Origin of the sequence: Pseudomonas extremorientalis (genome assembly GCF_001870465.1) — a bacterium.
Classification (GTDB): Bacteria; Pseudomonadota; Gammaproteobacteria; order Pseudomonadales; family Pseudomonadaceae; genus Aquipseudomonas; species Aquipseudomonas extremorientalis.
On sequence record NZ_MDGK01000058.1, the window covers coordinates 377,755 to 388,354 of the forward strand.

The window sequence follows — 10,600 nt, forward strand, 5'->3', positions numbered from 1 at the left end:
GCATTCCTGTCGGTAAAACGTCACAGCCTTACCTTGCCCCGCCTGTAGGAAAAAGACCTGCACACATATGATCAATAAACACGCGCAATTTGACCGAAGCATGGCGACTTGATGGCCATAACATCCAGAAACTGCCTCGGTGTTCCAAAAATTCATCCAGCACCCTTTGCAGGCGCCCCTGCTGCACGGCCTGTTCGACCATGTAGTCCGGCAGGCAGGCGATCCCCAACCCGTCGAGCACCACATGCTTGAGGGACTCGATGGTGGTACTGACCAACGGAGTGCGCAGGACCGGCTCCGACGCGCCGGGGGCGTGGCGTTCGGCGGGTTGCCTGCGTTGCTGCAAACCGCACTGGCCAAATCGGCAGGTGAGTCGGCGGACGCCGCGCAATCGATGCTGGTGACCGTGTGGAACCTGGGCATCGCTGGCGGCGGCCTCGCGGGCGGGGTGCTGCTCCAGGGCTGGGGCGTCGCCGCATTTCCCTGGGCGGTGGTGTTGCTGATGCTGTGGGCATTGGCCGGGGCGTCGAGAGGCGCCCGCAGTTGAAGAATCAATAAGACCCTACCTGGCTGAGCGCCACGGCCGAAAGATACAGACCGGCACCAAACACGCCATGGGACAGCACACTGCGCAGGCGATTTCTCCAAGGTGTTGGTGTGCGAGACGCCGCCACACCCGCGCCCATCGCGGGCTGCATCACAAAGTAAGGGATCACCACCGTCAGCGTGCCCACCATCAACGCAGGCAACCATTGGGGATCATGCAGCCATTGCACGCCGTAGATACTCACCAACAGCGCCGCAAAGGCGATACCCACGACATAGTGAATCGCCCAGCCCAGCGCCAATTCGCCGCGTACCGGCGAGGCCTTGCCGATACTGGCATGGGCAAGCGTGCCGTGACGCAGGTGGCCGGCCCAGCGGCCCACCATCGAGTAATCGAGCGTTGTAATGCCCAAGCCTTTGAGAATCATCGACCACACATCCATCACGACAGTCGCCCCGATCCCGATCAATACCAGCCTTACACCTTCTTCCATCGACAACATGACCTGCCCTCCGATTGATGAGACCCTCGTTCACAGGCAGGATAGAAGTTGAAGTCAACTTCAAGTCAAGGGAGGCATCATGGATATCTCGGAAGTGGCCCGGCGTACGGGACTGCCCTCCTCCACCGTGCGGTTTTACGAGAAGGCCGGGTTGATCACCGCGACCAGTGCCCCAGGGGAACGGCGCCATTTCAAGCCCGCCGTGCTCGATCAATTGGCGCTGATCGCCCTCGGACAAGCCGGCGGCCTGTCGCTGGATGAAATCCGCAGCATGCTGCCCTTGGAGGGCGCATTGCAGGTGGACAGACAGCTGTTGCTGGACAAGGCCGACAGCATCGACTCGACCATCAAGCGCCTGAAAGCGATGAGTCAGGGCTTGCGGCATGCGGCAGACTGCCCGGCACCTGACCATGGGCAATGCCCGAATTTTCAGCGCTTGCTCAAGGTCGCGGCAGGCACGCTGAAAAGGAGCAGAACGGCGCGTACCCCACCGGGCAGTCCACTCCAGCGACCATAAAAAAGCCCCCGGCCTTTTCAGGCCGGGGGCTTTTGAGTCAAACCGACATCAGAACTTCTTGATGTCAGCCTTGGTTTCCAACTGCTTGCGGTAGGCCGCGAAGTCCTGCTGACCGACACGGGAGGCGAGGAAGCGGCGGTATTGCGCCTTTTCTTCGTCCGTTGGCGCAGCGGCCTCGTTGACGCCGTTCAGGCGCACGATGACCAGGCTACCATCCGCCAGGGTCACGGTGGTGAAGGTCGGCTTGTCCTTGGCCGCAGGCTTGGGCATGCGGAACAGGGCTTGCAGCACGGCAGGGTCGATCGCTTCCTGGGTACGGGTTGCGGCTTCAGTGACCTTCCAGGCCTGGCCGTCGACCGGCTGGTTCAGCGGGGTCTTGCCATCACGCAGGCTGGCGATCAGCTCGTCAGCGTGAGTCTTGGCAGCCGCGCTGGCGCGTTCCTTGGCCATCTGGGTGCGGATCGCCGCTGCAACGCTTTCCAGCGGCAGTTGCGAAGGCTTCAGGTGCTCTTTGGCACGCAGCACGATGATGGTTTCCGGGTCCAGCTCGATAGCACTGCTGTTGGCACCCTCATTCAGCACTTCCGGGCTGAACGCAGCGGTGACCACGGCACGGTTGGCCGCAACACCTTCGCCTCCTTCACGGCCAAACGGCGCGGAGGTGTGTACAGTCAGTTTCAGGTCGGACGCCGGCTGGGCCAGATCGGAGGCTTCGAATGCCGCATCTTCCAATTGCTTGGTCGCTTCGACATAACGCTGCTCGACCTGCTGGGTCTTGAGCTCTTTGGTCAGCTTGTCTTTCAGGCTGGCAAAGGTCGGCACTTGCGGTGCTTCAACGCCGAGCAGCTTGATCAGGTGCCAACCGAAGCTGCTGCGCACCGGCGCCGAGACCTGGTCCTTGTTCAACGCGTACAAGGCGGTTTCGAAGTCCGGGTCGTAGACACCAGGCCCGGCAAAGCCCAGGTCACCGCCGTTGCTGGCCGAACCTGGATCCTGAGAGAACTCCTTGGCCAGGGCTTCGAACTTCTCACCCTTGGCCAGGCGTGCCTGGATTTCTTCGATCTTGGCCTTGGCTTGCGCGTCGGTGGTCTTGTCGTTGACTTCAATCAGAATGTGCGCGGCACGACGCTGCTCAGCGAGGTTGGCGATTTCTTTCTGATAGGCAGCCTGCAACTCATCGTCCTTCACGGTGACCTGGTCGAAGAAGGAAGACTTCTTCAGTTCCAGATAGTCGATGACCACTTGATCAGGGGTCATGAACTCTTTGGCGTGCTGGTCGTAGTAAGCCTTGACCTCGTCGTCGGTGAGTTTCACCGCGGCAGGGTTGGCCTTGATGTTGACGGTGGCGAAATCGCGGGTCTGCTTTTCCAGGCGGGCGAATGCCAGGACTTCCGCGTCGGTCACAAAACCGCTGCCGGCGATGCCTGCACGAACCTGGCCGATCAGCATTTCCTGGGTCAGCATCTGACGGAACTGCATACGGGTGTAGCCCAGTTGGCGAATGACCTGGTCAAAGCGGTCAGGACTGAACTTGCCGTCCACCTGGAATTCCGGCGTCTGCAGGATCACCTGGTCCAGTGCAGCTTCGGAGAAGCCAAACTTGGAGTCGGCGGCGCCTTGCAGCAGCAGCTTGCGATCGATCAGGCCCTTGAGTGCCGCGTCGCGCAGGAGTTTTTCGTCCAGCAGCGAAGCATCGAAATCCTTGCCCAGCTGTTGCATCAGCTGGCGGCGTTGCATGTCGACGGCCTGGCTCAGTTCAGTCTGGGTGATTTCTTCACCGTTGACCTTGGCCACGTCCTGCTTGTTGTTACCCGAAGCCTGGAAAATGGCCTCGATACCGGTGAACGCCATCAACGCGACGATGATCCCGATAATGGTCTTGGCAATCCAGCCTTGTGAATTGTCCCTGATATTTTGCAGCATGCGTCCCCCAGAAACGGTTGAACTTCAAGAATAGGCAACCGTGGAGCGTGGGTAGAGTACGGATATAAGAAAGGCGCATCCAAGGATGCGCCTTCTCGCAACTGGCGGAGCGGACGGGGGTTTTCGTTCCCCCCGGCTTGGCGACCCGATGAATACCTGGGTCTGCTGGCCGCTCCGCTGCCAGGTCGAACCTGCGTCCGACCCGGGTAGGTAAAGGCTTGGTCGAAGCTTAGTTAACGGCTTCTTTCAGGGCTTTACCGGCTTTGAAACCTGGTTTCTTGGCAGCAGCGATTTGCAGTGCTTTGCCAGTCTGTGGGTTACGGCCAGTGCGAGCTGGGCGGTCAGTCACAGAGAAAGTACCGAAGCCTACCAGTACCACGGAGTCGCCGGCCTTCAGAGCGCCAGTGACGGATTCGATTACTGCATCCAGCGCACGGCCAGCAGCAGCTTTCGGGATATCAGCGGATGCAGCGATAGCATCAATCAGTTCCGACTTGTTCACTCTAAGTCCCCTTATATATCTATTGAGTATGATTCTAAGTTTTTTGGTGAAAGCAAAAACCAGTGCTGAATGGCCTACAGACACTTAAGAGCCGCTTTATAACAAGGGCTCTAAAAAGCTGTCAAGGAAGCCCCCGGGCTTTAACACATTAATGCGTGCTAATTCTTTCCTTGGAATCAGACTCGCGTTTTTCGTCCTTAGCAACTATCTCCGGAGCCACATCCGGCAAGGGCTCCGGCGCGTATTGCAGCGCAATTTGCAGGACCTCGTCAATCCATTTAACCGGTTTAATCTGAAGATCCTGCTTGATATTGTCAGGAATTTCCTTCAAGTCGCGAACATTCTCTTCAGGAATGATCACGGTCTTGATACCGCCCCGGTGTGCAGCCAGCAATTTCTCTTTCAGACCACCGATAGCCAATACCTGGCCACGCAGGGTGATTTCACCGGTCATGGCGACATCGGCGCGTACCGGAATGCCGGTCAATGCCGAAACCAGCGCCGTGCACATGCCTACGCCAGCGCTAGGACCGTCCTTGGGGGTCGCCCCTTCCGGCATATGGATATGCGTGTCGTGCTTCTCGTGGAAGTCCAGGGGGATCCCCAGGCTCCTGGCGCGGCTGCGCACCACGGTCTGCGCGGCAGTGATGGACTCGACCATCACGTCACCGAGCGATCCGGTCTTGATCAACTGGCCTTTGCCTGGAATCACTGCGGCTTCGATGGTCAGCAACTCGCCGCCCACCTGGGTCCACGCCAGTCCAGTCACCTGGCCGACCTGATCCTGTTGCTCGGCCAGGCCGTAGCGGAATTTGCGCACGCCCAGGAAGTGCTCCAGGGAGTCGGCCGTGACCTTCACCGAGAAGCGTTTTTCCAGCGCGTGCTCTTTGACCGCCTTGCGGCAGATCTTCGCAATCTGGCGCTCAAGGCCCCGTACACCGGCCTCGCGGGTGTAGTAGCGCACGATGTCGCGGATCGCCTCGACCTCGAATTCGATCTCGCCTTTCTTCAGGCCATTGGCCGACGTTTGCTTGGGCGCGAGGTATTTGACGGCGATGTTGATCTTTTCGTCTTCGGTGTAACCCGGCAGACGAATCACCTCCATCCGGTCCAGCAACGCTGGCGGGATGTTCATGGAGTTGGAGGTGCACAGGAACATCACATCGGAGAGGTCGTAGTCGACTTCCAGGTAATGGTCGTTGAAATTGTGGTTCTGCTCGGGGTCAAGCACTTCCAGCAACGCCGATGCCGGATCGCCACGCATGTCGCTACCCATTTTGTCGATTTCATCGAGCAGGAACAGCGGGTTGCGCACACCGACCTTTGTCATCTTTTGAATCAATCTTCCTGGCATCGAACCGATGTACGTGCGGCGATGACCACGGATTTCCGCTTCATCCCGTACACCACCAAGGGCCATGCGCACGAACTTACGGTTGGTAGCGTTGGCAATCGACTCGGCCAGGGAGGTTTTACCCACACCCGGCGGACCAACCAGGCACAACACCGGGCCACGGATTTTCTTCACGCGTTTTTGCACAGCGAGGTATTCGAGGATGCGTTCCTTGACTTCTTCCAGGCCATAGTGATCGGCGTCGAGAATGTCTTCGGCACGAGCGAGGTCCAGGCGTACCTTGGTCTGAGCCTTCCACGGCACCTGCACCAGCCAGTCGATGTAGGACCGCACCACGGTGGCTTCGGCCGACATCGGCGACATCTGCTTGAGCTTGTTCAGCTCGGCGGTGGCTTTGGTCAGGGCGTCTTTCGGCAGGCCGGCGGCATCGATGCGCTTTTTCAGCTCTTCGATTTCGTTGTGGCCTTCCTCGCTGTCGCCGAGTTCCTTCTGAATGGCCTTCATCTGCTCATTCAAGTAGTACTCGCGCTGACTGCGCTCCATTTGCTTCTTCACGCGACCACGAATGCGCTTCTCAACCTGCAACAGGTCGATTTCGGCATCCAGCAGTGCCAATACATGTTCTACACGTGCCGGCAAGTCGATGATTTCGAGGATGTCCTGCTTCTGCTCGATCTTCAGCGCCATGTGCGCGGCCATGGTGTCGACCAGGCGGCTCGGCTCATCGATGCTGTTGAGGGAGGACAGGACTTCAGCCGGGACTTTCTTGCCCAACTGCACATACTGCTCGAACTGCGAGAGCAGGCTGCGTACAAACACTTCGGACTCGCGCTCAGGGGCCTCGACTTCGTCGATCAGCGCCACTTCGGCGCGCAGGTGGCCGTCCACTTCCATGAAGCGTTCCACCGCACCACGCTGCTCGCCTTCCACCAGCACCTTGACGGTGCCATCGGGTAGCTTGAGCAGTTGCAGCACGGTGGCAATGGTACCGACGCGATACAGGGCATCTTCGCCTGGATCATCATCGGCAGGATTTCTCTGGGCCAACAGCAGGATCTGCTTGTCGCCCGTCATCGCGGCCTCGAGGGCTTCGATAGACTTCTCGCGCCCCACGAACAGCGGGATAACCATGTGCGGATAGACGACGACATCACGCAACGGCAGGAGAGGCAATTCGATGGTTGTCTTCATGATTTCGCCTCTATGACAATTGAAAAGTAAGCTTGAAACCAAGATGGGGTCTGCATGCAAAAAAAACAAGCTTATTGCCAGCAGTTAACGCAGTAAACGCTCCTGCGTAAAAACGCCGTAAAAACAAAGGGGCCCCTGGAGGCCCCTTGCTTATACAAACACTGCGAAACGCTTACGCGTCTGGCGCAGCCTTGGCAGTCGGCTCACTGTTTTCGTAGATATACAGTGGCTTGGACTTGCCTTCTATAACGCTTTCATCGATCACCACTTTACTCACCTCGGACTGCGAGGGGATTTCGTACATGGTGTCGAGCAACACGCCTTCGAGAATCGAACGCAGGCCACGTGCACCGGTCTTGCGCTCCAGTGCCCGCTTGGCCACTGATTTGAGTGCGTCGGTACGGAACTCGAGGTCTACACCTTCCATCTCGAACAACTTGGCGTATTGCTTGGTCAGGGCGTTCTTCGGCTCGGTGAGGATCTGAATCAAAGCCGCCTCATCCAACTCGTCCAACGTGGCCAGGACCGGCAGACGACCAACGAATTCAGGGATCAGACCGAACTTGACCAGATCGTCAGGTTCGACTTCACGCAGGGACTCGCCCACCTTCTTGCCTTCTTCCTTGCTGCGCACTTCTGCACTGAAGCCAATGCCACCACGGGTGGAACGCTGCTGGATCACTTTTTCCAGGCCGGAGAACGCACCGCCACAGATGAACAGGATGTTGCGTGTATCAACCTGAAGGAATTCCTGCTGCGGGTGCTTGCGGCCCCCTTGTGGCGGTACGGAAGCGACCGTGCCTTCGATCAGTTTCAACAGTGCCTGCTGCACGCCTTCACCGGAAACGTCCCGGGTGATCGACGGGTTGTCCGACTTGCGCGAGATCTTGTCGATTTCGTCGATGTAGACAATACCCATCTGGGCCTTCTCTACGTCGTAGTCGCACTTCTGCAGCAGTTTCTGAATGATGTTCTCGACATCTTCACCCACGTAGCCAGCCTCGGTAAGGGTGGTGGCGTCGGCGATGGTGAACGGAACGTTCAGCAGGCGAGCGAGGGTTTCTGCAAGCAGGGTTTTACCCGAGCCTGTAGGACCGATCAGCAAGATATTGCTCTTGCCGAGTTCAACTTCGTCGCCTTTCTTGTCACGCTGGTTCAAGCGCTTGTAGTGGTTGTATACCGCTACGGCCAGAACCTTCTTTGCACGCTCTTGACCAATCACATACTGGTCAAGGATGCCGCTGATTTCTTTAGGCGAAGGCAATTTATGCGCGCTGCTCTCGGCCTGGGCTTCCTGCACCTCCTCACGGATGATGTCATTGCACAGGTCGACGCATTCGTCGCAGATAAACACCGAGGGGCCGGCAATCAATTTGCGTACTTCATGCTGGCTTTTGCCACAGAAGGAGCAATAGAGCAGCTTGCCGTTGTCCTCGCCGTTGCGGGTGTCAGTCATTCGTTCGATCCAAATCCGATAGGCTTGCAACACAAGATGAAGGCTTATGCGGGCTTTTTCAAGCCCGCCAGTGGTCGGACATGCCGACCAGCCCTATTTTGAGCGGCTTATATTAAGCGGGGCGCTTTTCGATCACTGCGTCGATCAGGCCATATGCCTGCGCCGCTTCGGCACTCATGAAGTTGTCGCGGTTGGTATCGCGCTCGATTTCTTCCAGGGTGCGCCCGCTGTGCTTGGCCATCAGCGTGTTGAGGCGCTCGCGGATAAACAGAATTTCCTTGGCGTGGATTTCGATGTCCGACGCCTGGCCCTGGAAACCGCCCAGTGGCTGGTGAATCATCACGCGCGAGTTGGGCAGGCAGAAGCGCTTGCCCTCGGCACCGGCAGTCAGCAGGAACGCGCCCATGCTGCAGGCCTGGCCGACGCAGGTGGTCGACACGTTCGGCTTGATGAACTGCATGGTGTCGTAGATCGACATGCCCGCCGTTACCGAACCGCCTGGGGAGTTGATGTAGAGATGGATGTCCTTGTCCGGGTTTTCCGCTTCAAGGAACAGCAGCTGCGCACAGATCAGGTTGGCCATGTAGTCCTCTACGGGGCCCACCAGAAAGATCACTCGCTCCTTGAGCAGGCGCGAGTAGATGTCGTAGGCGCGTTCGCCACGAGCGGACTGCTCGACAACCATCGGGACCAGGCCGCCAGCGGCCTGGATATCAGAGTTCTGCTGAATATAGGAATTACGGAACATGCTCTGCAGTTACTCCCAAATAGTCATGTCTTGAAAACGCATAAGCCAGCGCGAGGCTGGCTTATGGTTGAATTTCCAACGAGTTGGACAGTCAGTCGGCTTGTGCTGCTTCCGCCGGTTTGACTGCTTCTTCGTAAGAGACCGCTTTATCGGTCACCTTAGCCTTCTGCAGAACAGTATCCACAACTTGTTCTTCCAGCACAACCGAACGCACTTCGTTCAGTTGCTGATCGTTCTTGTAGTACCAAGCCACGACCTGCTCAGGCTCCTGGTAGGCCGAAGCCATTTCCTGGATCATTTCGCGAACGCGGTCTTCGTCCGGCTTGAGGTCGAACTGCTTGACCACTTCAGCCACGATCAGACCCAGCACGACGCGACGCTTGGCTTGCTCTTCGAACAGCTCGGCCGGCAGCTGGTCAGGCTTGATGTTGCCACCAAACTGCTGAACAGCTTGAACGCGCAGGCGATCCACTTCGTTGGACAGCAGGGCCTTGGGCACTTCGATCGGGTTGGCAGCCAGCAGACCGTCCATGACCTGGTTCTTGACCTTGGACTTGATGGCCTGGCGCAGCTCGCGCTCCATGTTCTTGCGAACTTCGGCGCGGAAACCTTCGATACCGGTTTCCTTGATACCGAATTGCGCGAAGAATTCTTCGTTCAGCTCTGGCAGCTTAGGCTCGGAAACGCTGTTGACGGTCACGGTGAACTCGGCGGCTTTGCCAGCCAGGTCCAGGTTCTGGTAGTCAGCAGGGAAGGTCAGGTTCAGAACGCGTTCTTCGCCGGCTTTGGCGCCAACCAGGCCGTCTTCGAAACCCGGGATCATGCGGTTGGAACCCAGCACCAGCTGAGTGCCCTTGGCGGAGCCGCCAGCGAACACTTCGCCGTCAACCTTGCCAACGAAATCGATGTTCAGCTGGTCTTCGTTCTGGGCAGCACGCTCAGCCACTTCGAAACGGGTGTTCTGCTTGCGCAGGATTTCCAGCATGTTGTCCAGGTCCGAGTCAGCCACTTCGGCGCTCAGGCGCTCGATGGCAATACCGTCGAAACCGGCCACTTCAAACTCAGGGAACACTTCGAATACGGCAACGTATTCCAGGTCCTTGCCTGCTTCCAGGGACTTAGGCTCGATCGACGGCGAACCCGCCGGGTTCAGCTTGTGTTCAACGACCGCTTCGTAGAAAGAAGCCTGGATCACGTCGCCCACAGCTTCCTGGCGCGCATCGGCACCAAAACGGCGCTTGATTTCGCTCATTGGCACTTTGCCTGGACGGAAACCAGCGATCTTGGCCTTCTGGGCAGTCTGCTGCAGACGCTTGTTGACCGCAGTCTCGAGACGCTCAGCCGGCACGGTGATGCTCAGGCGACGCTCGATAGCAGTAGTATTTTCAACAGAAACTTGCATGGATATTCCTCGTTGCACAGACGTTAGCCGGCCATTTCCGACCCCAATCAAGGGCATGCATTCTAGTGGGTCAAACTCAAGAAGTCACCCTACTGCAAATACGCCCGAAAACAGCCGGCAATTTATCGGTACGAAGGCACTGATGCACCTCGCCCCGGTGACAAATACAGCCCATCACGCCAGGGCTCTGCGCCGCCCCTTCTATATATAGAAGAAGTCGTCATCCATCTCCCTGACGGCCAACCCTTCAAACAGGGCTGACAGGCAGCGCAGCATCATCGAGATACATAAATACGACGAAACGCCCTGCCGTTGCGGCCCACTACGTGCTGCCGCCGAATAGTCGAACCGCTGAAACCAAAAAAGGCGCCAGACTGTTAAATCTGGCGCCTTTCGAATATGGGGTGGACGAAGGGGATCGAACCCTCGACAACGGGAGTCACAATCCCGTGCTCTAC

General features: G+C 57.9%; 8 protein-coding genes and 2 pseudogenes. 2 read left to right on the plus strand and 8 right to left on the minus strand.

Annotated elements, in window-relative coordinates; translation table 11 throughout:
- Window positions 1–28: 28 nt before the first annotated feature.
- Window positions 29–319, minus strand: a pseudogene (locus BFN10_RS29080) (LysR substrate-binding domain-containing protein); the annotation flags it as partial.
- Here BFN10_RS29080 and BFN10_RS29085 point away from each other — a divergent pair.
- Window positions 311–547: pseudogene (locus tag BFN10_RS29085) on the plus strand (MFS transporter); the annotation flags it as partial. The pseudogenes BFN10_RS29080 and BFN10_RS29085 sit on opposite strands and share 9 nt — an antisense overlap.
- A 4-nt stretch (window positions 548–551) precedes the next feature.
- Here the strand turns inward: BFN10_RS29085 and BFN10_RS25520 are convergent.
- Window positions 552–1,049, minus strand: coding sequence for a DUF2938 domain-containing protein (locus BFN10_RS25520; protein WP_071492026.1), 498 nt, complete (start codon window positions 1,047–1,049; stop codon window positions 552–554).
- Window positions 1,050–1,128: 79 nt separating this feature from the next.
- On the opposite strand from BFN10_RS25520, the gene BFN10_RS25525 reads away from it, so the two are divergent.
- Window positions 1,129–1,566, plus strand: coding sequence for a helix-turn-helix domain-containing protein (locus BFN10_RS25525; protein ID WP_071492027.1), 438 nt, complete (start codon window positions 1,129–1,131; stop codon window positions 1,564–1,566).
- Window positions 1,567–1,614: 48 nt separating this feature from the next.
- On the opposite strand, the gene BFN10_RS25530 is transcribed toward BFN10_RS25525, so the two are convergent.
- The 6 genes from BFN10_RS25530 to tig form a co-directional block, all read right to left on the minus strand.
- Complete coding sequence (locus BFN10_RS25530; protein ID WP_071492028.1) at window positions 1,615–3,489, minus strand: SurA N-terminal domain-containing protein; 1,875 nt, start codon at window positions 3,487–3,489, stop codon at window positions 1,615–1,617.
- A 229-nt stretch (window positions 3,490–3,718) separates the two neighbouring features.
- Window positions 3,719–4,006 carry an HU family DNA-binding protein gene (locus BFN10_RS25535; RefSeq protein WP_221034285.1) on the minus strand — a complete coding sequence of 96 codons (288 nt, stop codon included), beginning with the start codon at window positions 4,004–4,006 and terminating at the stop codon, window positions 3,719–3,721.
- Window positions 4,007–4,139: 133 nt separating this feature from the next.
- Entirely contained in the window at window positions 4,140–6,536 is a 2,397-nt protein-coding gene (gene lon / locus BFN10_RS25540) for an endopeptidase La (protein ID WP_071492029.1), read from the minus strand.
- A gap of 172 nt (window positions 6,537–6,708) precedes the next feature.
- Window positions 6,709–7,992: an ATP-dependent Clp protease ATP-binding subunit ClpX gene (gene clpX, locus BFN10_RS25545; RefSeq protein ID WP_003238279.1), complete on the minus strand. Its 1,284-nt coding sequence runs from the start codon at window positions 7,990–7,992 to the stop codon at window positions 6,709–6,711.
- A gap of 112 nt (window positions 7,993–8,104) precedes the next feature.
- Window positions 8,105–8,740 carry an ATP-dependent Clp endopeptidase proteolytic subunit ClpP gene (gene clpP, locus BFN10_RS25550; protein ID WP_071492030.1) on the minus strand — a complete coding sequence of 212 codons (636 nt, stop codon included), beginning with the start codon at window positions 8,738–8,740 and terminating at the stop codon, window positions 8,105–8,107.
- A gap of 91 nt (window positions 8,741–8,831) precedes the next feature.
- Window positions 8,832–10,142, minus strand: a complete 1,311-nt coding sequence (tig, locus tag BFN10_RS25555) for a trigger factor (protein ID WP_071492031.1) — start codon at window positions 10,140–10,142, stop codon at window positions 8,832–8,834.
- Window positions 10,143–10,600 lie beyond the last annotated feature (458 nt).